The 24271-nt window shown below is 66.2% G+C and carries 19 protein-coding genes; 12 read left to right on the top strand and 7 right to left on the bottom strand.

Annotated elements, in window-relative coordinates:
• The first annotated feature begins 2 nt into the window (after window positions 1-2).
• The 4 genes from QX094_RS21400 to QX094_RS21385 all read left to right on the top strand — a co-directional run bounded on the left by QX094_RS21400 (window position 3) and on the right by QX094_RS21385 (window position 5253).
• Window positions 3-149 (top strand): hypothetical protein, encoded by a 147-nt coding sequence (locus tag QX094_RS21400; RefSeq protein ID WP_315717301.1) that lies wholly within the window; start codon window positions 3-5, stop codon window positions 147-149.
• Complete coding sequence (locus QX094_RS21395) at window positions 146-2209, top strand: hypothetical protein (protein WP_316188108.1); 2064 nt, start codon at window positions 146-148, stop codon at window positions 2207-2209. Before QX094_RS21400 ends, QX094_RS21395 begins: the two co-directional genes overlap by 4 nt.
• Window positions 2210-2396: 187 nt before the next feature.
• Window positions 2397-2768, top strand: coding sequence for a DUF2946 family protein (locus tag QX094_RS21390; RefSeq protein ID WP_315750388.1), 372 nt, complete (start codon window positions 2397-2399; stop codon window positions 2766-2768).
• Between the two features lie 157 nt (window positions 2769-2925).
• Window positions 2926-5253 (top strand): TonB-dependent receptor, encoded by a 2328-nt coding sequence (locus QX094_RS21385; protein WP_316171389.1) that lies wholly within the window; start codon window positions 2926-2928, stop codon window positions 5251-5253.
• A gap of 137 nt (window positions 5254-5390) precedes the next feature.
• Here QX094_RS21385 and QX094_RS21380 read toward each other — a convergent pair whose 3' ends face one another.
• Window positions 5391-5903: an N-acetyltransferase gene (locus QX094_RS21380; protein WP_315717304.1), complete on the bottom strand. Its 513-nt coding sequence runs from the start codon at window positions 5901-5903 to the stop codon at window positions 5391-5393.
• Window positions 5904-6153: 250 nt separating this feature from the next.
• Between QX094_RS21380 and QX094_RS21375 the strand changes: the two genes are divergently transcribed.
• The 4 genes from QX094_RS21375 (at window position 6154) to QX094_RS21360 (ending at window position 10943) form a co-directional block, all read left to right on the top strand.
• Window positions 6154-7554, top strand: a complete 1401-nt coding sequence (locus QX094_RS21375) for an ethanolamine ammonia-lyase subunit EutB (protein ID WP_316172766.1) — start codon at window positions 6154-6156, stop codon at window positions 7552-7554.
• Window positions 7551-8333 (top strand): ethanolamine ammonia-lyase subunit EutC, encoded by a 783-nt coding sequence (gene eutC, locus QX094_RS21370; protein WP_316172765.1) that lies wholly within the window; start codon window positions 7551-7553, stop codon window positions 8331-8333. Before QX094_RS21375 ends, eutC begins: the two co-directional genes overlap by 4 nt.
• On the top strand, window positions 8326-9732 hold the full coding sequence (gene eat, locus QX094_RS21365; RefSeq protein WP_315717307.1) for an ethanolamine permease: 1407 nt from the start codon (window positions 8326-8328) through the stop codon (window positions 9730-9732). Before eutC ends, eat begins: the two co-directional genes overlap by 8 nt.
• Before the next feature lie 149 nt (window positions 9733-9881).
• The gene (locus tag QX094_RS21360; protein ID WP_315717308.1) at window positions 9882-10943 is read left to right on the top strand and encodes an AraC family transcriptional regulator; all 1062 of its coding nucleotides are present in this window, start codon (window positions 9882-9884) and stop codon (window positions 10941-10943) included.
• A 16-nt stretch (window positions 10944-10959) separates the two neighbouring features.
• Here QX094_RS21360 and QX094_RS21355 read toward each other — a convergent pair whose 3' ends face one another.
• The 3 genes from QX094_RS21355 to QX094_RS21345 all read right to left on the bottom strand — a co-directional run bounded on the left by QX094_RS21355 (window position 10960) and on the right by QX094_RS21345 (window position 13714).
• Window positions 10960-12132, bottom strand: coding sequence for a M20 aminoacylase family protein (locus tag QX094_RS21355; protein ID WP_315717310.1), 1173 nt, complete (start codon window positions 12130-12132; stop codon window positions 10960-10962).
• Window positions 12133-12210: 78 nt separating this feature from the next.
• Window positions 12211-13143, bottom strand: a complete 933-nt coding sequence (locus tag QX094_RS21350; protein WP_315717311.1) for a glycosyltransferase family 2 protein — start codon at window positions 13141-13143, stop codon at window positions 12211-12213.
• A 49-nt stretch (window positions 13144-13192) separates the two neighbouring features.
• Window positions 13193-13714, bottom strand: a complete 522-nt coding sequence (locus QX094_RS21345) for an NUDIX domain-containing protein (RefSeq protein WP_315717312.1) — start codon at window positions 13712-13714, stop codon at window positions 13193-13195.
• 127 nt (window positions 13715-13841) lie between these two features.
• Here QX094_RS21345 and QX094_RS21340 point away from each other — a divergent pair, with 127 nt between their 5' ends.
• Complete coding sequence (locus QX094_RS21340; RefSeq protein ID WP_315717313.1) at window positions 13842-14726, top strand: metallophosphoesterase; 885 nt, start codon at window positions 13842-13844, stop codon at window positions 14724-14726.
• Window positions 14727-14741: 15 nt separating this feature from the next.
• On the opposite strand, the gene QX094_RS21335 is transcribed toward QX094_RS21340, so the two are convergent.
• Both QX094_RS21335 and QX094_RS21330 read right to left on the bottom strand, forming a co-directional pair.
• Window positions 14742-15290 carry a hypothetical protein gene (locus tag QX094_RS21335; protein ID WP_315717314.1) on the bottom strand — a complete coding sequence of 183 codons (549 nt, stop codon included), beginning with the start codon at window positions 15288-15290 and terminating at the stop codon, window positions 14742-14744.
• Between the two features lie 232 nt (window positions 15291-15522).
• Window positions 15523-15729: a hypothetical protein gene (locus tag QX094_RS21330; RefSeq protein WP_315717315.1), complete on the bottom strand. Its 207-nt coding sequence runs from the start codon at window positions 15727-15729 to the stop codon at window positions 15523-15525.
• A gap of 194 nt (window positions 15730-15923) precedes the next feature.
• On the opposite strand from QX094_RS21330, the gene QX094_RS21325 reads away from it, so the two are divergent.
• A complete protein-coding gene (locus QX094_RS21325) occupies window positions 15924-17369 on the top strand; it encodes a short-chain fatty acyl-CoA regulator family protein (RefSeq protein ID WP_315717316.1) in 1446 nt (481 codons plus the stop codon).
• A gap of 921 nt (window positions 17370-18290) precedes the next feature.
• On the opposite strand, the gene arsA is transcribed toward QX094_RS21325, so the two are convergent.
• Window positions 18291-20060, bottom strand: a complete 1770-nt coding sequence (arsA, locus tag QX094_RS21320; RefSeq protein WP_315717317.1) for an arsenical pump-driving ATPase — start codon at window positions 20058-20060, stop codon at window positions 18291-18293.
• A gap of 588 nt (window positions 20061-20648) precedes the next feature.
• Here arsA and QX094_RS21315 point away from each other — a divergent pair.
• Window positions 20649-22154, top strand: coding sequence for a glucan biosynthesis protein G (locus QX094_RS21315; RefSeq protein ID WP_316167427.1), 1506 nt, complete (start codon window positions 20649-20651; stop codon window positions 22152-22154).
• Entirely contained in the window at window positions 22142-24271 is a 2130-nt protein-coding gene (mdoH, locus tag QX094_RS21310; protein WP_315717319.1) for a glucans biosynthesis glucosyltransferase MdoH, read from the top strand. The genes QX094_RS21315 and mdoH overlap by 13 nt, the downstream gene beginning before the upstream one ends.

The raw sequence follows: 24271 nt of genomic DNA, 5'->3' as shown, positions 1-24271 counted from the left end.
CAATGCGCGTCGTCGCTCTCGATATCGCAACAACAATGGTTGTCATGGCCGGGCTTGACCCGGCGATCCACGAGCAGCGACGCAGGCTGCGCGACGTGGATGCCCGGCACGAGGCCGGGCATGACGACAACTGCGAGTTTGCCTCATGAACTACGGCATCGCGTTCACACCTCTGGTTCCGCCGATCGTGCTGTGGCTTGCGATCGGCGCGATCGTCGTCATCGCCGCGCTCCTGTTGCTCGGCCGCTCGCGTTCGGCCTGGATCCGCGTCACCGCGCTGGCCTTGATCGCGCTCGCGCTGGCCAATCCGCAGTTCACGCGCGAGGACCGCGAGCCGCTGAGCTCGGTCGCCGCCGTCGTGGTCGACAAGAGCCCGAGCCAGAATTTCGGTGACCGCAACAAGCAGACCCAGGCGGCCCAGGAGTCGCTGGTCGACAGCTTGAAGAAGATCAAGGGCCTCGAGGTCCGCGTCGTCGATGCCGGCCAGGCCGACGGCGAGACCGACGGCACGCATCTGTTCAGCGCGCTGACCTCGGCGCTGTCGGACGTCCCCGTCGATCGGGTCGCGGGCGCCTTCATGATCACCGACGGCCGCGTTCACGACATTCCCGGCAACGTGGCCGCACTCGGCTTCCAGGCTCCGCTGCAGGCCCTGATCACGGGCCAGAAGGCCGAGCGCGACCGCCGCATTGCGATCACCGCCGCGCCGCGCTTCGGCATCGTCGGCCAGCCGCAGACCATCAGCTTCCGGCTCGACGACCAGGGCGTCAGCGGCGCCAGCGCGAAGGTCGTGATCCGCCGCGACGGCGAGGTCATCAGCGAGCGCACCTTGACCAGCGGCCAGGCCGCCAATGTCGACGTCGACGTCAAGCACGAAGGCCAGAACATCGTCGAGATCGAAGCCTCGCCGCTCGACAACGAGCTGACCCTCATCAACAACCGCGCGGTGGTCTCGATCGATGGCGTCCGCGACAAGCTGCGCGTGCTCCTGGTGTCGGGCGAGCCGCATTCGGGCGAGCGCACCTGGCGCAACCTTTTGAAGTCGGACGCCAGCATCGATCTCGTCCACTTCACGATCCTGCGGCCGCCGGAGAAGCAGGACGGCACCCCGATCAACGAGCTGTCGCTGATCGCGTTTCCGACCCGTGAGCTGTTCCAGCAGAAGATCAACGAATTCCAGCTGATCATCTTCGACCGCTACGCCCGCCAGGGCGTGTTGCCGATCGCCTATTTCGACAACATCGCGCGCTACGTCCGCAATGGCGGCGCGGTGCTGGTCTCGGCCGGCCCGGACTACGCCTCCAACACCAGCATCTGGCGCACACCGCTCGACTCGGTGCTGCCCGCCGAGCCGGTCGGCGTCACGGAGAAGCCGTTCTATGCGCATCTGTCCGACGCCGGAAAACGCCATCCGGTGACGCGCGGCCTCGAAGGCTCGGGCTCCGAGCCGCCGCGCTGGAGCCGCTTCTTCCGCACCGTGGAGACGCGCAATGCGGTCAGTCCGCCGGTCATGACCGGCGCCGACGGCAAGCCGCTGCTGCTGCTGTCGCGCTTCGGCGCCGGCCGCGTCGCGCTGCTGCTGTCCGACCACATCTGGCTGTGGGCACGCGGCTACGAGGGCGGCGGACCGCATCTCGACCTGCTCCGGCGCATGTCGCACTGGCTGATGCAGCAGCCGGATCTCGACGAGGAAGCGCTGCGGCTGCAGATTCAAGGCAAGGATCTCGCCGTCATCCGGCAGACGATGGGCGACAGCGTCCCGCCGGTGACCGTGACCTCGCCGTCCGGCCAGACGCGTGAGCTCACTCTGCGCCAGGGCGATCCCGGCGAATGGCGCGCGACCCTTCCCGCCAACGAGCTCGGCCTGTGGCAGGCGACCGACGGCACCTTGAAGGCGCTGATCAATGTCGGCCCGACCAATCCCAAGGAATTCTCGGAGGTCACCTCGACCACCGAAACCCTGAAGCCGCTGGCACAGGCGACGGGCGGCGATGCCCGCCGCATCGGCGACGGCTCGGGCATCGACATGCCGCGCATCGTCCCGGTGAGGTCATCGACCTTGTTCAGCGGCGACGGCTGGATGGGCGTGCGCATGCGCGATGCCAGCGTGGTCAAGGGCGTCGGCGTGCTGCCGATGTTCGCCGGCGTGATCGGCCTCTTGCTGCTGCTCGGCGCGCTCGCCGCGACCTGGGTGCGCGAGGGACGCTGACACGAAGACACAAGCACGCACCACCGCGGCGCGCCACGTGGCGCGAAGGGCACAGCGACGGGGATTCCGACCACCGTTGCAGTGCACTGATTGACAGCTGTGAAGCTCCCTTGCGATGTTATATTGTAACAAAGGCTGAGCCTCTCAGCCGAACGGGGTGGCCTATTCATATGAGCCAGAGCTGGCGATGAGCTGGTTTCGCGCGAACATCAAGGATGTCTCGCGGCTCGCGCTGCTGGCGCTGGTGCTGCAATTCGCGCTCGCCTTCGGCCATGTGCATTGGCTCGCCGGACAAGCCCGGGACGGCGGCGGCATCTCCATCGCCGAGCGGCACACTGGTCCCTCTCCCGCTGACCAAGATCCCGATCAACAGCCGTCGCCGGATGGCTGTGCCATCTGCGCCGTCATGGCGATGGCGCAGTCGATCCTGCTGTCACCGGCGCCAGTTCTGACGCCTCCTGAAGCGGTCGCATTCCGTCTGCCCGATGCGATCACCGCCACTGTCGCGGCTGTCGTCGTCGACACCGCCTTCCAGCCGCGCGCTCCTCCCACCGCCTGATCTGAGCTGCTCGAAACGCTGCCCTGCGCGCGAGCGCACGGCGGCCGCGTGAAGGAATGGTCCGTCGCACGACGACGGCAGGCGCATCCCGCCGGCAACGAAAGACGTGGGACGCCTGATCAGGATCAGGAAGTGAAAGATGTTGTCGAGAGCCTTGATGTCGGGCTGCAGCGCCGCAGCCATGTTGTGCGCTTTGGGTGCGCCCGCGCGCGCTGACGATCCTGCGAAGCCGGCGGCCGAACTGCCCGAGGTCACAGTGACCGCACCGAGCCCGATCCGTGCCCGCAAGCCGGTGGTGCCGCGGCCCAATCCCGCCCCGCGCGTGGCCCGGAGCGGCCCACGCACGCCGGCGCCCGCGCGCGAGGCACAGACCGCGCCGCCCCCGCCGCAACAGGGCGTGCTGCCTGTCGTCACCGACCAGTTCGCGACCGTCACCGTGGTGCCGAACGAGGAACTGCGCCGCTCCGGCGCCGCCACGCTCGGCGACCTTCTCAATTCGAAACCCGGCATCACCGGATCGAGCTTCGCGCCGGGCGCATCGAGCCGGCCGATCATTCGCGGCCTCGACGTCAACCGCGTCGGCATCGTCGAGAACGGGCTCGGCGGCGGCGGCGCCTCGGATCTCGGCGAGGACCATTTCGTGCCGATCGATCCGCTCACCAGCGACCAGATCGAGGTGGTCCGCGGCCCCGCGGCGCTACGCTACGGCTCGACCTCGATCGGCGGCGTCGTCAGCGCCACCAACAACCGCATTCCGCAGGCCCTGCCGACCTGTTCGACCGCGCCGTTCCAGACCTATGGCCTGCCGGCGAGCGCGCCGGCCGCGGGCAGCGCGCCCTGCGTTACCGCGGAAACGCGCACCTCGTTCAGCTCGGTCGACCGCGGCGTCGAGGGCGGCGTGCTGCTCGATGCCGGCGGCGGCAATTTCGCGCTTCATGCCGATGCCTACGGCCGCAAGACCGGCGACTACTCCATTCCCGGCTATCCCTATCTGTTCGACCAGACCCGCCCGGTGAACGGCCGGCAACCGAACTCCGCCGCGCAGAACGATGGCGCCTCGATCGGCGGCAGCTACTTCTTCTCAGGCGGCTTCGTCGGCGCCGCGATCACGCAGACCGATGCGCTCTACCACATCCCCGGCATTGGCGGCGCCGACAGCCGGACCCGGATCGATGCGCACCAGACCAAGATCACCGCGAAGGGCGAGTATCGCCCGGACTCCGCGGCAATCGACGCGATCCGGTTCTGGGCCGGCGCAACAGACTATCGGCACAATGAGCTCGGCCTTGCAGCCGTCACCGACCCGACCACCGATGGCGTGCGCCAGACCTTCACCAATCGCGAGCAGGAAGCGCGCGTCGAGATGCAGATGATGCCCGTCAATCTGCGCTTCGCCACCCTGACGACCGCCTATGGCGTGCAGGCCGGGCACCAGGAGCTGAATGCGCCGAGCCCCGACAATCCCGGCTCGGTGTTCAACGGCCTGTTCGGCCCCAACACCAACAACCGCGTCGCCGGCTATGTCTTCAACGAGTTCGCCTTCTCGCCCTCGACCAAGGCGCAGGTCGCCGGCCGGATCGAGCACATCGCGCTGAACGGCTCCACGCCGAACTTCCCGGTCGACTATCTGCCGGACGGCACGCCGCAGGCCAACATCGCCCGAAATCCGTCATACACGCCGAAGAGCGCGAGCGTCGGCCTGTTGCAGAACCTGCCGGGCGATCTGGTGGCGAGCGTGACCGCGCAATATGTCGAGCGCGCGCCGAAGCCAGCCGAGCTGTTCTCGCGCGGCGGCCATGATGCGACCGCAACCTTCGACATCGGCAATCCGAACCTGACCATCGAAACCGCCAAGACCGTCGAGGCCGGGCTGCGCAAGGCCACCGGCCCGTTCCGCTTCGAAGCCACTGCCTACTACACGCAGTTCAGCAACTTCATCTATCGCCGGCTGACCGGCGTGATGTGCGGCGACGATTTTGCCTCCTGCGGCACCACCGGCACCGAGCTGAATCAGGCGGTCTACTCGCAGCGCAACGCGCTGTTCCGCGGCTTCGAGTTCCAGAGCCAATTCGATGTTGCTCCGCTCGGCAGCGGCATCTGGGGGATCGAGAACCAGTTCGACGTCGTCCGCGCCACCTTCGCGGACGGCACCAACGTGCCGCGGATTCCGCCGATGCGCGTCGGCGGCGGCCTGTTCTGGCGCGATGCCAACTGGTTGACCCGCATCAACCTGCTGCACGCCTTCGCGCAGAACGACATCGCGCCGATCGCGGAGACTCCGACGCCGGGCTACAACCTGCTCAAGGCGGAGGTCAGCTACCGGACCAAACTCGATGCGAACATGTTCGGCGCGCGCGAGATGCTGGTCGGCCTCGTCGGCAACAATCTGCTCAACGAGAAGATCCGTAATTCGGTGTCCTACACCAAGGACGAGGTGCTGCTGCCCGGCATCGGCGTGCGGATCTTTGCCAACCTCAAATTCTGATTCGAGGAGGGCGCAGAACGCGACCAATCTGCGCCCCCTCCTTCGTCATTGCGAGGAGCGAAGCGACGAAGCAATCCAGAGACGTGGGCGGAACTCTGGATTGCTTCGCTTCGCTCGCAATGACGGAGAGACCGAGATTACTTCGCGTAATCCCAATCGGGCCGGATCGCACCCTCGACGCCCTCGAACGCGCCCTCGATCAGTTCGTTCACCAGCAGCCGGTTGTAATCCACCGGTCCCGGCATGATCGCCCTGCCCTTCGGCACCGGCTTGAAGCCGACGCGCGCGTAGTAGGCCGCGTCACCCACCAGCAGTATCAAGCGGTGGCCCTGCGCCCGCGCGTCCACGACCGAGCGCTCCATCAGCATGCGGCCGATGCCGTGCTTGCGGAACGGCGGCTCGACCGTCAGCGGCCCGAGCATCAGCGCCTTGGTGTCGCCGACGCAGATCGGCAGTTGCCGCACCGAGCCGACCAGCAAAGTGCCGATATGGGCGGTGAACGACAGCGCGAGCAGATGATCGACATGCTCGCGCAAGCGGTAGGCGCTCAGCACGAAGCGGCCGGGGCCGAAGGTGCGCTCATGCAGCCGCTCGATCGCCTGCGCGTCGCCCGGCTTTTCGGCGGAGATCGTAATGGACAGGTCACTCATGTGGGGTGGCGAGATAGCATTCTGGAGCGGCGCGGTCCATGGCGGGCCGTCCACGTGTTGACAGCATTCGCCCGCCCCCGAGGGTCACCGATGCCAGTTTTCTGAGCATTCGCGCGGCGTGACCGAAGATTGTGCTAAGATGTCAAGTTTCCGGAGCCGCCCTCGCTTAACCTGTCCCAGCTCATGAGCGTTGTGGTCGCCATCGCGGCCGCTTGGACCGCTCTGACGCAGCACGAGCGGCAGGTCGAAGATGACGGGTGCGTTCCGGTCGCGCCATCGCGGCGAAACTCATGTGTTCGACGATCTCAAGACGCTGCTGGCCTGCGCCTCGCCGCGCCGCTCTGGCGATGAGCTGGCTGGCATAGCAGCCGACAGCGCCGCGCGGCGGGTGGCGGCGCGGATGGCGCTCGCCGACGTGCCGCTGCGGCGTTTCCTCGACGAGCCGCTGATTCCCTACGAGAGCGACGAGGTCACGCGCCTCATCCTCGACAGCCACGATGCCGCCGCATTCGCGCCCGTCGCGTCGCTGACCGTCGGAGAATTGCGCGAATGGCTGATGTCCTGGGAGGCGGATGCCAACCGGCTGGCCGCCCTCGCGCCGGGCCTGACGCCGGAGATGGTGGCCGCGGTCTCCAAGCTCTGCGGCAATGGCGATCTCGTCGCCGTCGCCGCCAAATGCCGGGTCGTGACCCGCTTCCGCTCCACCATCGGCCTGGAGGGGCGGCTGTCGTCGCGGCTGCAGCCGAATGATCCGACCGACGATCCCCAGGCGATCGCCGCAGGCACGCTCGATGGCTTGCTGTTCGGCATGGGCGATGCGGTGATCGGCATCAATCCCGCGACCGACAATGTCGAGGCCTGCATCCGCCTGCTCACGATGCTCGATGATCTCAGGCTCAAATTCGAGGTGCCGACGCAGTCCTGCGTGCTGAGCCACGTCACGACCTCGATCCGGGCGATCGAGAAAGGCGCGCCGCTCGATCTCGTCTTCCAGTCGATCGCCGGCACCGAGGCTGCCAATGGCGGCTTCGGTGTGACCCTGAAGCTGCTCGCCGAGGCGCAGGACGCAGCCTTGTCGCTGAAGCGCGGCACGGTCGGCAACAACGTGATGTATTTCGAGACCGGCCAGGGCGCGGCGCTGTCGGCCGACGCCCATCACGGCCTCGATCAGCAGACCGTCGAGGCCCGCGCCTATGCCGTCGCGCGCGTGTTTTCACCGCTGCTGGTCAACACCGTGGTCGGCTTCATCGGTCCCGAATATCTCTACGACGCGAAGGAGATCATCCGCGCCGGGCTGGAGGATCATTTCTGCGCCAAGCTGCTCGGCGTGCCCATGGGCTGCGATGTCTGCTACACCAACCACGCCGAGGCCGATCAGGACGACATGGACGATCTGGCGCTGCTGCTCGCGGCGGCCAACGTCAACTTCCTGATCGCCGTGCCGGGCGCCGACGACATCATGCTCAACTATCAGAGCCTGTCGCATCACGACGTGATGCGGCTGCGGCATCTGCTCGGCCGCCGCCCGGCGCCGGAGTTCGAGGCCTGGCTGGCGCGGATGGGCCTGCTCGACCAAAGCGGCCGCGTGCCGCCATTGCCGGGCAGCGCGCCTTCCGTAGTCCGGCTGATCGGCCAGGGAGCGCGGGCATGAGGGACGATCCGTTCGACCTGCTGCGCCGGATGACGCGCGCCCGCGTCGCACTCGGCCGCTCCGGCGATGGGCTTCCGACGGCCGCGAAGCTGGAATTCCAGATGGCACATGCGCTCGCGCGCGATGCCGTATGGGGCAAGGTCAATTTCGACGGCATCGCCGACGCGCTCGCGCCGCGGGAGGTGATCAAGGTCGCGAGTGCAGCACCGGACCGCGCCAGCTATCTGCGCCGGCCCGACCTCGGGCGCCGCCTCGCCGCGAAGGAAGCCGCCAGGCTGACATCCGGTCCGTACGATCTCGTCTTCATCATTGCCGACGGGCTGTCGGCGGATGCCGTCGAAAGCCATGCCGCCGCTGTCGTGATCGCCACCGAGGCGCGTCTGACGGGCCTGTCCATCGGCCCGATCGTGCTGGCTTCGCAGGCGCGCGTGGCGCTGGGTGACGATGTCGGCGCCGCGATGCGCGCACGGCTGGTGGCGGTCCTGATCGGCGAGCGTCCGGGTCTGTCGGCCGCGGACTCCCTCGGAGTGTATCTGACGCTGCACCCGGCCCCGGGCCTGCGCGACAGCGCCCGCAACTGCATTTCCAACATTCACGACCACGGGCTCTCGGCCGAGCGCGCCGCCGACAAGCTGGCCTGGCTGGTGCGCGAGGCGCTGCGGATCGGCGTCACCGGCATCGGCCTCAAGGAGGCGGCGCCGGATGCCGCGATCGAGACGACCACATCGTCATCCCAAATCACCCATCACAAGCAGACAGGAGCGACTGGACATGAGTGACGAGGCCAAACCGACCCTTTCGAAGAGCCTGACCGGACTCCATCTGTGGGGCATCGCGGTCGGGCTGGTGATCTCCGGCGAATATTTCGGCTGGAGCTATGGCTGGGACAAGGCCGGCACGCTCGGCTTCCTCGTCACCACGATCTTCATCGCGGTGATGTATACGACCTTCATCTTCTCCTTCACCGAGCTCACCACCGCGATCCCGCATGCCGGAGGTCCTTTCGCCTATTCCTACCGTGCCTTCGGCCCGCTCGGCGGCTTCGTCGCCGGCTTCGCGACGCTGATCGAGTTCGTGTTCGCTCCGCCTGCCATCGCGCTCGCCATCGGCGCCTATCTCAACGTCCAGTTTCCGGCGCTGTCGCCCAAGACCGCCGCGCTCGGCGCCTATCTGGTGTTCATGGCCCTCAACATCGCCGGCGTATCGATCGCCGCGACGTTCGAGCTGTTCGTCACGGTCCTGGCGATTGCCGAGCTCCTGGTGTTCATGGGCGTCGTGTCGCCCGGTTTCTCCTTCGCCAACTTCGCCGCCAACGGCTGGGCCGGTGAGAATTCGTTCTCGCTGACGAGCATCGGCGGCATCGTCGCGGCGATCCCCTTCGCAATCTGGTTCTTCCTGGCGATCGAAGGTGCGGCCATGGCCGCGGAAGAAACCAAGAATCCGACCAAGACGATTCCGCTCGCCTACATCGCCGGGATTCTGACGCTCGTCGTGCTCGCCTTCGGCACCATGATCATGGCCGGCGGCGTCGGCGACTGGTCGAAGCTCGCCAACATCAACGATCCGCTGCCGCAGGCGATGAAGATCGTGGTCGGCGAAAACTCCGGTTGGCTGCACATGCTGGTGTGGATCGGCCTGTTCGGACTGATCGCCTCGTTCCACGGCATCATCATGGGCTACTCGCGGCAGATCTTCGCGCTGTCGCGCGCCGGCTTCCTGCCGGCCAAGCTCGCCGCGCTGCACCCGACCTGCCGCACGCCGCATTGGGCGATCTTGGCCGGCGGCGTGATCGGCATCGCCGCGATCTACTCCGACGAGCTCATCCAGTTCGCCGGGCAGACGCTGACGGCGAACATCGTCACCATGAGCGTGTTCGGCGCGCTCGTGATGTACATCATGAGCATGGCCGCGCTGTTCCGCCTGCGCGCCACCGAGCCCAACCTCATCAGGCCGTTCAAGGCGCCGCTCTATCCCGTGCTTCCGGCCGTGGCGCTGGTGTGTGCGACGCTCTCGCTGCTCACGATGATTTGGTTCAACCTGCAGGTGTTCGCGGCCTTCGTGGTGCTGTTCGCCGTCGGTCTGCTGCTCTATCGTCTGACGGCCGGCAAGCGCGGCAACGCGGCGAGTGACAACCTGCTCGACATCGCCTTGACCGAGGCCCGCGCCATGGCCGACTGATCCGCGAGGACTCGCGAGATCCAGGATCAAGGCAAGCCCTCCGCGTCCCTGCGCGGGGGGCTCTATCGATAGCCCGCTTCGGCAGGCACGTGACTTGCATAACTACGAGGTGTCAACCGACGGCGTACGTCCTCAAAGGCGAGGATTTCATGGCACAGCCTCCCGCAGCCGAACACCAGCATCCGCGCGACCGCAGCCGGAACATTCTGGCCGCTGCTGCGACCGGTGTCGCCGATTTCATCGCCCTGACGGGAGGCCGCCCCGAGGCGGTGTTCGAACGGGTGGGCATCGATGCCGAATGCCTCGGCCAGACCCGCCGCGCGCTCGACCTCGCCGACTACGTCGCGATGATGGAAGATGCCGCGCAGGAGACCGGTAACGACAATTTCGGACTGTGGTTCGGCCAGCGCTACCAGCCGCAGATGCTCGGCCTGATCGGCGAGATCGCACTCGCGGCGCCGACGCTGGGCTCTGCGATCGAGCATCTTGCGCTGTGGTTTCCCTGGCATCAGCAGGCGACCGAAACCCGTCTCACGCGCCATGACGGTTTGCTCCGGCTGGAATATCGCATTCTCGACGGCTCGATCGTCGATCGCCGGCAGGACGCCGAATTGACCATGGGCATGTTCGCGAACGTCTTCCGCGCCTGCCTGCCATCGGGCTGGGCGCCCGACATGGTGCTGTTCGAACATGCCCGGCCGGCTGCCTGGCGCGATCATGAGGCAGCCTTCGATGCCGACGTCGGCTGGTCACAAGGCACGAATGCGCTGGTGTTTCGCGACCGCGGCCTGGACCGCGCCATGCCCCAGGCCAATCTGTCTCGCCTGCAGCGGCTGACGACAGATCTTGCCGGTGTCGCCGGCTCCTGCGGCACGCCCGCGTTCCTCGATCTGGTCCGTGGCGAAATCCGGCGGCGGTTGTCGGCCGGCGCGCTTCATCTCGAGGAGGTCGCCGAGGCGCTGTCGACCACGTCGTGGACGTTGCAGCGCCGGCTTGCCGAGTTCGGCGCCACCTTCTCCGACCTCGTCGAGGTGACGCGGCTCGACCTCGCCCGCCACTATCTGCGCCAAGCGCATCTGCCGCTCGGCGACGTCGCCTTCCTGCTCGGCTATTCCGAGGCGTCCGCATTCTCCCGTGCGTTCTCGCGCTGGAGCGGCTGCAGCCCGCGGCAGTGGCGCCAACGGTCATTGCAGGCGACCGCTCGCAGCTAGCGCCACGCCGCCGGCATCAATCGGCCGGCATCGTCTTCTCGACCAGCCGCACCCAATAGGACGCGCCGTGGCCGAGAATGTTGTCGTTGAAGCGATAGGCCGGGTGGTGGCAATCCTTGCCGTCGCCCATGCCGAGGAAGACGAAGGCGCCGGGACGGGCCTGCAGCATGAAGGCGAAATCCTCGGCCCCCATCAGCGGCGGCGCATTGTCGACCACCCGCTCCGCGCCGACAACGTCGCGAGCGACGTCAGCGGCGACGCCGGTCTCGCGCGCATGGTTCATCGTGATCGGGTAGAGCCGCGTGTATTTCGTCGTCGCCTCACCGCCATAGGTGCGGGCGATGCCGTCGGCGACCTCGGCAATGCGGCGCTCCACCAGGTCCTGCACCTCGGGATCGAGCGTGCGCACGGTGCCCTTCAATTCGACGGTCTCCGGAATGACGTTCATCGCCTTGCCGGCCTCGACGACGCAGATCGAGATGACCGCCGACTTGATCGGATCGACGTTGCGCGACACGATCGACTGCAGCGCCGTGATGATGTGCGCGGCGATCAGCACGCTGTCGACCGCCTTGTGAACGCCGGCGCCGGCATGACCGCCCTTGCCGCGGACGGTGATCTCGAGCTGGTCCGATGATGCCAGCATCGGACCCGGCCGCAGCGCGAACACGCCTTCGGGCACGCCCGGCGCATTGTGCAGACCGTAGACCTCCTGGATGCCCCAGCGGGTCATCAATCCATCGTCGACCATCGCCTTGCCGCCGGCGCCGCCCTCCTCGGCGGGCTGGAAGATCACGATCGCGGTGCCGTCGAAATTGCGCGTGTCGGCGAGATGCTTGGCGGCACCCAGCAGCATCGCGGTATGGCCGTCATGGCCGCAGGCATGCATCAGGCCCGGCGTCTTCGACGCATAGGGCACGCCCGAGGCTTCCTCGATCGGCAGCGCGTCCATGTCGGCGCGCAGGCCGATGGTGCGACCTGAACTGGTCCGACGGCCGCGGATGACACCGACCACGCCGGTGCGCCCGATGCCCGTCACCACCTCGTCACAACCGAATTCGCGCAAGCGCTCGGCGACGATGCCGGCGGTGCGGTGCACCTCGTACATCAACTCCGGATGTTCATGGAAATCATGGCGCCAGGCGGCCATGTCGTCGGCGAGCGCGGCGATGCTGTTGAGGATGGGCATGGAGGCGGTGTTCTCGTTCAGGACATTGACGCCCGAACCATGACCGGAACGGCGGACGGACACAAGCTTCCGCCTGCATCAGCCCTCGATCGGGGCGTGTGACAGGTAGGCCAGCAGCTTCATCTCGCGGCGGCCGCGGGTGACGGTGTCGAGCACCAGGCCCGACGAGGCCGACAGCAACGCCATGATCATCAGGCCCATCGACAACACGGCGGTCGGCAGCCGCGGCACCAGTCCAGTCTCGATATAGGTGACGAAGATGGGAATCGCGAAGCCGATCGAGACCAGCGCGAGGAAGATGCCGATCGCGCTGAAGAAGCGCAGCGGCTTTTCCGAACGATAGAGCTTCAGGATCGTGCCGAGGATGCGGAAGCCGTCGCGCCAGGTGTTTAGCTTGGAGACGGACCCTTCGGGCCGCGCGTAGTATGGCGTCGCGAGCTCAGCGACCGGCAGCGCCAGCTCCAGCGCATGCACGGTCAGCTCGGTCTCGATCTCGAAGCCGTCGGAGAGCACCGGGAAGGATTTGACGAAACGGCGCGAGAATACGCGGTAGCCGGACAGGATGTCCTTGAAGGCCTGGCCGAACACCTCGGCGAGGAAGCTCGTCAGCATCCAGTTGCCGGTGCGATGGCCCATGCGGTAGGCGGCCTGCTCCTGGTCGACGCGCAGACCCACCACCATGTCGAGCCGCTCGCTCACGAGACGCGCAACCATGCCGGGCGCGCTCGGCGCGTCATAGGTCGCGTCACCATCGACCAGCACGTAGATGTCAGCATCGACATCGGCGAACATGCGCCGGACGACGTGACCCTTGCCCTGCCGCCGCTCAGAGCGCACCTCGGCGCCGGCCGCGCGCGCGACCTCGATGGTGCGGTCCTTGGAATTGTTGTCATAGACGTAGACGGTGGCCGTCGGCAGCGCCTGCTTGAAATCGCGGACCACGGTGGCGACCGCGGCCTCCTCATTGTAGCAGGGCACCAGCACGGCGATCCGCATCGAAGGTGATATCATCGACCCCTCTCCCACGGGACGGGAGACTGCCCTCATTCGGTGCAGAAATTCATAATGATCCGGCGGCAACGTGCTGTTCCGGCCGCCAGGTGGGAATGATCTTAACGCCGTCTAGCACCTCGCGCAGGCGGGACAGCGTGCCGAGCGTGGTTCCCTCCGGCAGCGCGTCGCGGGCGAAGAAGCCGGTCTCCACGATCTCGAGGTTCGGCTCCGGCGGCCGGTCCTGCGTGAACCTTTTGATAACGAAGACGGCGACGTGGTCGCGCGGCGAGACGTGGCCGTTGAGGAAGATGCCGTGCAGCTCCGGCTCGCCTTCGAGCGCGATCCGGCCCTCCTCGAACAGCTCCCGCGTCAGTGCCTCGATGAACGTCTCGCCGACCTCGACGCCGCCGCCCGGCAGGTGCCAACCCGAGACATAGCCGTGCCGGACCAGGAACACGCGGTTCTCGGCATCCAGCACCACGCCGCGGACGCCGAGCGTCATGCCGCGGGCGAAGCGCCAATAGAGGTGGAAGCCGCGCCGGAGCGCGGGCTCGAGCCGGATCCGCAGCCGGCTCAGATATGTCGTCATCGCTGTCGTCGTCCTGGTTGTTCTTGCGCTCGCTGGCAGGGCTTGTCATGAGAGCCGGGCACCACGAGGGATAGCACGAGATGACATCTGGGCGCGCTTGCATCCGCCATCGGCACCGAGGGGCATAATGGCTGCCTTCACGCTCGCCCATCTGTCCGACCCGCATCTCGCGCCACAGCACAAGCCGCGCCTGTCGGAGCTCGCCGGCAAGCGCGCGCTCGGCTATCTCAACTGGACGCGCAATCGCTACAAGTACCATCGCCGCGACATCCTCGATCTGCTGATCTCCGACCTGCACACGCAGATGCCGGACCAGATCGCCGTCACCGGCGATCTGGTCAATTTCGCGCTGGAATCCGAATTCCCCATCGCCCAGGCCTGGCTCCGGACGGTGGGGCCGCCGGACAGGGTCACCGCGATTCCCGGCAATCACGACGCCTATGTGCGCTCGACCCGGCTGCGCTTCGCCGAGAGCTTTGCCGACTATTTCGGCGGCGATGCCGAGGGACCGGCCACGTTTCCGTCGCTGCGCCGACGCGGGCCGCTCGCGCTGATCAGCCTGTCCTCTGCCGTGCCTTCGGCGCCGTTCATGGCGACGGGACGGCTCGGCCGCGCACAGCTCTCCGCGCTGGAGCAGATGCTCGAATCGCTGGCGCACGAGCAGCTGTTCCGCGTGCTGCTGGTGCATCATCCGCTGCGCTCGACCCACCGGATGAAGCGGCTGACCGACGCCGGGAAGCTGGTCGGCCTGCTCGCCCGCCACGGCGTCGAGCTGATCCTGCACGGCCACGACCACGTGCATTCGACGATCTGGATCGACGGCCCGGAGCGCAAGATCCCGGTCGTCGGCGTGCCCTCGGCCTCCTCGATCGCACATGGCCACTATCCGGCCGCGGCCTACAACATGTTTGCCATCAGCAGCGACGGCAATCACTGGCGCTGCGACATGACCGTGCGCGCGGTCAACGAGGCGCTGCGCGTGCGCGAGATCCGCGAGGTCCGCCTGCTTTGAGTCGCGGCCAGGCCGTCAGATCTGCTGCAGGCTCGCATAGAATGCGACCCCGAACAGCGACAGCGCGCCGAGCACGAAGCCGAGCACGAACGGCCAGATCCCACCGCGCCGGCGCGGCGCCTCGGCGATCGTCCTCGCCTGAGCCCGCGCGACGCTGAAGGCGCGCTCGCGCTCGACCATGCGGCGGGCGACGTAGTCGGTGACGGCTTTCACGATCGCAGCGATGTCGTGCGACTCGGCGAGCACGATGCGGCCGTTGCGGGTGTCCTGCACAAAGCGGTACTGCCGCTTGTCGCGTCCCATCACGACATGGGCGACGACGTCGATCCACAGCCGCGGCGTCTCACCCTGGCTGATGCCGCGATCGAACAGATCGAGCTGACTCGGGATCTCCGCGAACAGCGGGTCGAGCGCATCGTTGAGGATCTCCAGCCGCGCCACCTCGGCGTCGCGCAGGTCGACCACCACGCCTGTTCGGTCTGCGGCCTCGATCCGGGCCTGGCGCAGCGCTTCGCGCAGGCGCACGGGGCGGGAGTCTGTGCTGCTATCGGCGGCCTCGGACATCGCTCACGCTTTCACGGTTCGGCCCTGGTTTCGCCAGGTTCCCACCGTGTTAACCTAGCAGTAACCCAGTATTCTGCAATCCCCTTTCATCTTCAATGGGTTATAAGCACGCCGTCGTAACCACAAACGGACGTGGGCGGCCCCCTCCGGAATGACCCGGCTGAGACCGCCCCGTCCTTGGGCTCTTCCTCGAGCTTATTCAAATACCCGGCAATGCATTCCTTATCGGCGGTCAGGCCGCCGGAGCGCGCTGCGGCTCCTCGACGATCGAGAAGCGGACGCCAGCCTTGTGGCGGTTCTCCTCGGACACCTCGCGCCAGCAGTCCTCGGCTTCCTTGCGCGACTTGAACGGACCCTTCACCTGGGCCGAGCCTTCCACCAGCTTGTGGAAATTCATCGAGCCGAACTCGCCGCCGATCACCCAGAAATTGCTGCTCATGAGACTCTCCTTGAACCGTCACAACTTTGACAGTGCATTGCGAATTGCGTGACAGGAGATAAACGCGAATCCGGCTGTTTCGTATAGAGCCCTTGTTTTCGAATGGTGATGTCATGTAACATCATCACTTGTCATAAATGTCATTTTGTAAAATTTGTCACAATCCAGGGCTGGCTACCCCCAAGGAGATCAAGATGCCCGGCGAATCCGGAAAGAAGCTGTTCGTCGGCCCGCGCTTCCGGCGCATCCGCCAGCAATTGGGGCTGTCGCAGACCCAGCTCGCCGAGGGCCTCGGCATCTCGCCGAGCTATGTCAACCTGATCGAGCGCAACCAGCGCCCGGTGTCTGCCCAGATCCTGCTGCGGCTGGCCGAAACCTACGACCTCGACCTGCGCGACCTCGCCAGCGCCGACGAGGACCGCTTCTTCGCCGAGCTCAACGAGATCTTCTCCGATCCGCTTTTCCGCCAGATCGAGCTGCCCAAGCAGGAGCTGCGCGATCTCGCCGAGCTCTGCCCCGGCGTCACCCACGCGCTGCAGCGGCTGTACGCGGCCTACACCGAGGCGCGCCGCGGCGAGACGCTGGTGGCGGCGCAGATGGCCGACCGCAACGAGGGCGCCCGTTTCGAGGCCAACCCGATCGAGCGGGTGCGCGACCTGATCGAAGCCAACCGCAACTATTTCGCCGAGCTCGAGCAGCAGGCCGAAAGCCTGCGCGACGCGCTCGACGTGCCGGCCGAAGGGCTCTATGCGGCGCTCGCCGCCCGTCTGCGCGAAAAGCATTCGGTGCAGACGCGGGTCATGCCGGTCGACGTCATGCGCGAGACCTTGCGCCGTTACGACCGCCATCGCCGCCAGCTCCTGATCTCCGAACTGGTCGACGGGCCCGGACGCACCTTCCAGCTCGCGGTGCAGCTCGGCATGGCCGAATGCCTGCCGCAGTTCGAACTCATCATCGGCCGCGCCGGCGCCATCGACGACACCGCGCGCCGGCTCTACCGCATGACGCTCGCGAGCTACTTCGCCGCCGCCGTCATGATGCCCTATGCGCCGTTCCTCACTGCTGCGGAGGCGCTGAGCTACGACATCAACGTGCTGGCGCAGCGCTTCAACACCGGCTTCGAACAGGTCTGCCACCGCCTCACGACCCTGTCGCGCCCGAACGCCCGCGGCATCCCGTTCTTCATGCTGCGCGTCGACAATGCCGGCAACGTCTCCAAGCGCTTCTCGTCGGGTACCTTCCCGTTCTCCAAGTTCGGCGGCACCTGCCCGCTGTGGAACGTGCATTCGACCTTCGACACGCCCGACCGCCTCCTCAAGCAGATCATCGAGCTGCCCGATGGTTCGCGCTATTTCTCGATCGCCCAGATGGTCCGCCGCCCGGTCGCGCCGCATCCGCTGCCGCAGCCACGCTTCGCCATTGGCCTCGGCTGCGAGATCAGGCATGCGTCGCGCCTCGTCTACGCCGCCGGCATGGATCTGGAGAAAACCGAGGGCACTCCGATCGGCGTCAACTGCCGGCTCTGCGAACGCGAAAACTGCGCCCAGCGCGCCGAGCCGCCGATCACGCGCACGCTGATCCTGGATGAGACGACGCGGCGCGTCAGCTCGTTCGCGTTCAGCAATGCAAGGGAGCTGTAGAGCCAACGCTCTCCTCCGCGTCATTCCGGGGCTTGCGCGAGCCGCGCCCCGGAATGACACCGAGTTTGCAGCTCCTCTCTCTGCGTCATTGCGAGCGAAGCGAAGCAATCCAGAGTCGCGCGCTGAGCCCTGGATTGCTTCGGCGCAAGGGCGCCTCGCAATGACGTGGAGAGACATAAGATCACCTTCTCGCGGCGCATCGGCGCCCGAGCTTTGCTGTTCGTTTGCCCCCTTGAATACAGAGGGCGCAGGGAAGACCGGGAGCTCGCCGCCCCCATGGCCCCCGTGCGAAAGAAATGCACGGGGCAGGAACCACAGGTTCGGCTGGGACATCCCGGCCTTCCCTGCGCGATGGCTTTACGGCTTACTCCGTGCTCTCCCCAGGGACCGGCTGTCTTGCCCCTGTCATCAGCGCCATCGTCGGCGCGAACTTGATCTCAGCACCGGGAGATCAGGACCACACGGCTTGATCGTGCGCATCAAACCGTTCGTCGGCACGATCGCTCGCGCTGCGGTTCGATACGCCCATCGCATCCCGCACCCCACGTTCGTGACGACCGCGATACGCCCCTCAGATCGAGGCGGGACGAGCGGAGTGAACATCAAATTCTGAAAAATGGAAACAAGAATATTTTTGCCGATGGGACTGGACACGAGTGATCCAGCTGAACTGGCTGACGAAATCAGTCCATCGGCGCACATAGAATTGACAGCTCGACAGGCCATGAGAGGAGAGCGCGCGCCGCGAATCCAACAAAACTGAGCGGCCGATTTGCCCGACGGGCGGGCGGGGATTTTCGCCGTCGCTGCGTCGCAACGACCGCAACAAACTCGGCCCCTGATCTCGCCATATCCTGCGATCGGGCAATGAAGACGTGATCCCGATAGGGGGAGACCAGATCGCGATCGAGCTGAACGTGATCAAGAACTCGGCATCGATAACGTCTCCAGCTCCTCGATGCCGATGGGAGGCTTGCTTCGCCACGCCATGATGAAAGCGCGCTTGGCCAAGCCGTCCTGAACACGAGCGATCTGCATCCGCTCTCTGGCAATCCGCGCCCGCAGCAGGGGATCGCGAGTTCCGGAGGCGGCGAGGCATTTGTTGATCACCCAACCGAACGGCTCGATGCCGGCGCGCCGCAGGTCCTCCTGGAGAGCGGCGGCCTCCGAAACGGGCGTCGTTTCCGGCAGGGTCACCAGGATGATCTGCGTGTAGGTGGAATCCTGCAACCGCATCAGCGGCGTGATCACCCGGCCGGCACCGCCCGGCTCCAATTGGCTCGTCAACTGGCGATGATAGGCCCCGGTCGCATCGAGTAGGAGCAGGGTATGACCGGTCGGCGCCGTATCGAGCACCACAAAGGCGCTCCGAGCCTCCGCAACCACGTGCGAGAAGGCATGGAAAACGGCGACTTCCTCCGTGCAGGGCGAAGCCAGGTCCTCAAGCAGGAGCGCCTTGCCCTGCTCATCCAGGTCGCGGCCGCGGCTCGCTAGTATTTTCGCGACATAGCGCTCCGTCTCGCGCCGAGGATCGATCCGGTCCACCGTCAGCCCTGGGCTCGCGGCGTCAACGACATCCGTGACGTGGGCCGCTGGATCGGTCGTGCTGAGGTGGACGGCATGCCCGCGCCTCGCGAGGCCGACAGCGATGGCAGCCGCAATCGTCGTCTTCCCGACGCCGCCCTTACCCATGACCATGATGAGGCCGCGATTGCGGTGAGCGATGTCATCGACCAGACGGTCGAGTCCCTGCACGTCAACCGGCACTCCAACTTGTTCGCCAGTCGACGTCTCAAGCCGTGGACCGGACGACGACAACACTGCCCTGAGCGCCGCGAGACCCACAATGTCGAACCCAACCAGTGGGATTTCGTCCCGCGGCAGCTTACGCAGCGAGTCCGGCATCGAGGCGAGAGCCTCATCCTGATCCCGCTCGAGTGAACTTGCGACCGCGTCAGTAGGGTCAGTGGCGTGAAAGCGTCCGTTCACGGCGAGCGTCTGATTGGTGAGATTGAGCCCATCAAGTTCGCTCGACGTTCGCGCCGCCTCCCGGATTGCGCTCCGGTCGGCGCGGGTCACCAGGACCACGGTCGTCCGCCTCGGATCGCTCAGCGCCTGAAGCGCTTGTCGAAAACGATCCTCCTGCATCTTCAAACCGGAATGCGGGCCGAGGCAGGAGGCGCCGCGGCTGTTGTCCTTCAGAAAACCGGTCCAAGCCTTCGGCAGGCTCAGGAGCCGCAGGGTGTGGCCGGTCGGGGCCGTATCGAAGATGATATGGTCGTAACCCGCTCTGTCTCCGTCGAGCAATCCGACGAACTCGTCGAATGCGGCAATCTCGGTGGTGCATGCGCCGGAAAGCTGCTCGCGTATGGTCGATCTCTCCTGATCGGTCACCGTGGGCTCGAGCTGTTCAAGCACGCGAGCTCGGTAGCTCTCGGCTGCGGTCTCAGGGTCGATATTCATCGCGAAGAGCCCTGCCGCGTTCGGCACCGGCACTGGACTGTCAGTTAGTTCAACTTCCAACATCTCGTCGAGGTTCGACGCAGGATCGGTGCTGACCAGAAGGACACGCAACCCACGGTCCGCGAGACTGATGGCGGTCGCACAAGCGAGCGACGTCTTGCCCACACCGCCCTTGCCAGTGAAAAAGAGAAATGGCGTCGGAGCGTTCAGCGCACGCAATCGAAGCATTCAAATCCCTTCCAAGTGATTGTGTGCGACATTGCCGACCCGGGAGCCAATACGATTTTTGTCGCCGACGTTCGTTCGATCCTGTGCATAACCCTGGAATGCCCGACTGACTTTGACGTCCTTTCGGGTGACCAGTCATCCTCCCCGCCTGGATCGGCTGCTGCAGACCAATCGACTGGTAGAGCCTCGGCCGGATTCCTTAATTGCGATAAGTCAACAATCGTGCCGCGGAGCGCAACAGTCGTCGGCATTGCGGCAGCTGCTGTCTGCGATTCCACGACGTGGAAGACCGGCGGCCCGGCCCCGGATGCAGCCCCAAGCCTTCCAGCGTAAGCCACGAGAAGCGAAATTGCCGTGGCTGGCGAGCAGGTCGAATGTTCACGTCTCGGCTCCAAGTTTGTCACGCAGGTCCGTCGCTCACGTTGCGTTCAGAACGGCGCGCCCATGATCTGCACGCGCCGGCGGGATCGCCGGTGGCGCGTTCAGCAGGAAGGGACTCCAAAGCAGCCCCCTCTCGTTGACTTCCGATGGAACCCGACGCCTTCAGAAATGTTGCTCCGCAGTTCCATGCAGCAAAGCGAGAATAAGTTGAATCGCCGTCAGTTCATTCAATCTGCGGCTGCGATCCCGGTCGCCGCATCCTTGACGCGGAGCGCATCAGCCGCGCCGCCTGCGGCGCAGCCGTTCAATGCGGCCTATGTGCGCGACCTCGCGCGCAATCTCGCCGCCAAGCCCTACGCTGCGCCGGATGACAAGCTGCCGGACGCGCTGGCGAAGCTGAACTACGACGCCTACCGCTCGATTCGGTTCTTGCCGGACCATGCGCTGTGGCGCAGTGAGAACCTGCCGTTCCAGGCGCAGTTCTTCCATCGCGGCTCGATCTACAAGGACCGGGTCGAGATCTATGAGGTTGCGGACGGCAAAGCCAGCCCCGTGGCCTATCGACCCGAGGACTTTGCATTCGGTCAGCAAGTCCCGGCCTTCCCGGCGGCCGATCTCGGCTTTGCCGGCTTCCGCGTCCACGCGCCGATGAACCGGCCGGACTACTACGACGAGGTCTGTGTGTTCCTCGGCGCGAGCTATTTTCGCGCCGTCGCCAAGGGCGAGATTTACGGACTGTCGGCGCGCGGGCTCTCGATCGACACCGGCGAGGCCAAGGGCGAGGAGTTTCCGGTGTTCAAGGCGTTCTGGCTGGAGAAGCCGACGCAAGGCGCCACCGCAATGGTGGTGCATGCGCTGCTCGACAGCAAGAGCGCGACGGGCTCCTACCGGTTCACGATCCGCCCTGGCGAGACCACCGTATTCGACGTCGAGGCATCGCTGTATCCGCGCGTCGAGATCGCTCACGCCGGACTGGCGCCGATGACCAGCATGTTCTTCTTCGGACCCAACGACCGCAACGACGTCGACGATTTCCGCCCCGCCGTGCACGATTCCGACGGGCTTGCGATGTTCAACGGCAAGGGCGAGCAGTTGTGGCGCCCCCTGAGCAATCCGCGCGACCTGCAGGTCAGCGTGTTCAACGACCTCAATCCGCGCGGCTTCGGCCTGATGCAGCGGGAACGGACATACACCGCCTATCAGGATCTCGAATCGCATTTCGAACGGCGGCCGAGCCTGTGGATCGAGCCGATCGGCGACTGGGGTGACGGCGCGGTGGTGCTGTTCGAGATCCCCACCAACCAGGAAATCCACGACAACATCGCCGCCTTCTGGCGGCCGAAGACGCCGCTCGCGGCCAAGGGCGAGCACAACATGACCTATCGCCTGCATTGGGGGCCCGATGTGCCGAAGCCGAATACGCTGGCGCGCTTCACGCGCACTGGCGTGGCCACCCGCGGCGAAGGCCGGCTGTTCGTTCTCGAGCTCCAAGGCGACGCCTTGAAGAGCCTCGATCCGAACATCGTCAAGGGCGTGGTCAGCGCGGCGAAATCCGAGGTGACGAACATCGTCGCGCAGCCGAACCCGGAGACGCAAGGTTGGCGGCTCAGCTTCCAATGCGCGGTCGGCGATGCGCCGGTCGAGCTCAGGGCCGAACTGGTTGCCAACGACAAGCCCGTATCCGAAACCTGGGTCTATCGATGGACGCCATGACCGCAGCGCAGCCGCGTCCGACCTATGAGGCTAGCGACGCGAGCTTTCTCCCGGCCGAGGCGCCGCTCGCGATGGTGCCGTCGCCACTCAATCATGCCGCGCCCGGCCGACGTGCCATCACGAGCGGCGGCCGCATCGCATTCCGGCGCGCTCTCATCTTCGCCGGCACCGCGGCGCTGACGCTGGCGGGCTGCTACAAGATGTACGAGGTCGTCGAGGTCGGTGGCGTGACCGTGCTGGAAGGCATGGTACTCGTGCTGTTCTCGATCCTGCTCGCGTGGATCGCCTTTGCCTTCGTTTGCGCGCTGGCCGGCTTCTGCGCCCTGCTGGGGCGGCGGCGCGATACGATCGCGATCGACATCGACGGTCCCCTGCCCTCTTTGTCCGGCCGCACAGCCATGCTGCTGCCGACCTACAATGAGGATCCGGACGCGGTGATGGTGCGGCTGCGCGCCATGATCGAATCGGTCGCCGGGACGGGACAGGCCGAGCGCTTCGACTGGTTTCTGCTCAGCGACACCACCGATCCCGACATCTGGATCGGCGAAGAGGCTGCGTTCGTCGATCTGCGCCAATCCTGCGGCACAGATCGGGTGTTCTACCGCCACCGGGCCGACAATGTCGCCCGCAAGTCCGGCAACATCGCCGACTGGGTGCAGCGCTTCGGCGCGGCCTACGACTATATGATCATTCTTGATGCCGACAGCCTGATGAGCGGCGCGACCGTGGTCCGGCTGGCCCATGCCATGGAGAACGCGCCGCAGGCGGCGCTGATCCAGACCCTGCCCGTGATCGTCAACGGCACCAGCCTGTTCGCGCGGCTGCAGCAGTTCGCGAGCCGGCTGTACGGCCCGATGATCGCGGCCGGCAATGCGTGGTGGTACGGCGCGGAAGGCAATTACTGGGGCCACAATGCGATCATCCGGGTCGCGGCCTTCGCGCAAGACGCGGCGCTGCCCGAGCTCCCCGGGCGCAAGCCGTTCGGCGGACATATCCTGAGCCACGATTTCATCGAGGCCGCCCTGATGCGCCGCGCCGGCTGGGGAATCTACATGACGGTCGATCTCGACGGCAGCTTCGAGGAGGTGCCGCCGTCCCTGATCGATCATGCCGCGCGCGACCGGCGCTGGTGCCAGGGCAATCTGCAGCATCTCGCCGTGCTGCCGGCGCGCGGCCTGCACTGGGTGTCGCGGCTGCATCTGCTGATCGGCATCGGCGCCTATGTCACCGCGCCGTTGTGGTTTGCCTTTCTCGTGCTCGGCATCCTCATCTCGCTGCAGGCCAACTTCGTCAGGCCCGAATATTTCCCCAAGGGCTTTGCGCTGTTTCCGACCTGGCCGGCCCAGGACCCGGTGCTCGCCGCCCAGGTCTTCGCGGCGACGCTCGGCCTGCTCATGGTGCCGAAGCTGCTCGCCTGCCTCGTCACGTTGTTCACGCCGACGCGACGCCGAGGCTTTGGCGGCGGGTTGCGCCTCTGCGTCGCCGTGCTGGCGGAAACGCTGCTCGCGGCCCTGATCGCGCCTTCGATGATGATCTTCCAGTCGATCGCCGTGATCGAAATCCTGATGGGGCGCGACGCCGGCTGGCAGGTGCAGCGCCGCAGCGACGGCGGCGTGAGCCGGCAGGAGATCCTTCGCAAATTCGCGCTGCCGACGGTATGCGGCCTGGTCATGGCGGCGAGCGCCTATGCTGTCTCCGTCCCCCTGCTGGCCTGGATGTCGCCGGTCATCGCCGGCCTCGTGCTGTCGATTCCGATCGGTCTGCTCACGGGCGGCCGCAGCACCGGCGCGCGCCTGTTCACGACGCCCGAGGATCGCGCTCCGCCGCCGGTGCTGGTCCGCGCCAAGCAGCTTGCGGAGAATCTGCGGCCGGATCGCCGGGCGGCGCTGGTCGAACTGCGCCAGAACGCCGGTCTCTGCCGCCAGCACGTTGCGTCCCTGCCGCCGCCTCGGCGTCGCGAGCCGGGCGACATCGACGTCGACCTCGCCACCGCCAAAGCGCGGATCGCGGGGGCCGGCTCGTTCACGCAGGCGATCCGCTTCCTGTCGCGCCGTGAGATCCTGGCCGTGCTCAGGGATGGCGCGACGCTGGAGCAGCTCGTCGCACTTCCCGCATGA

The sequence above is a fragment of the Bradyrhizobium sp. SZCCHNS1050 genome (assembly GCF_032484785.1).
Classification (GTDB): Bacteria; Pseudomonadota; Alphaproteobacteria; order Rhizobiales; family Xanthobacteraceae; genus Bradyrhizobium.
Note: the sequence above shows the minus strand (reverse complement) of the source record. Positions and strands in the feature narration are given on the sequence as shown.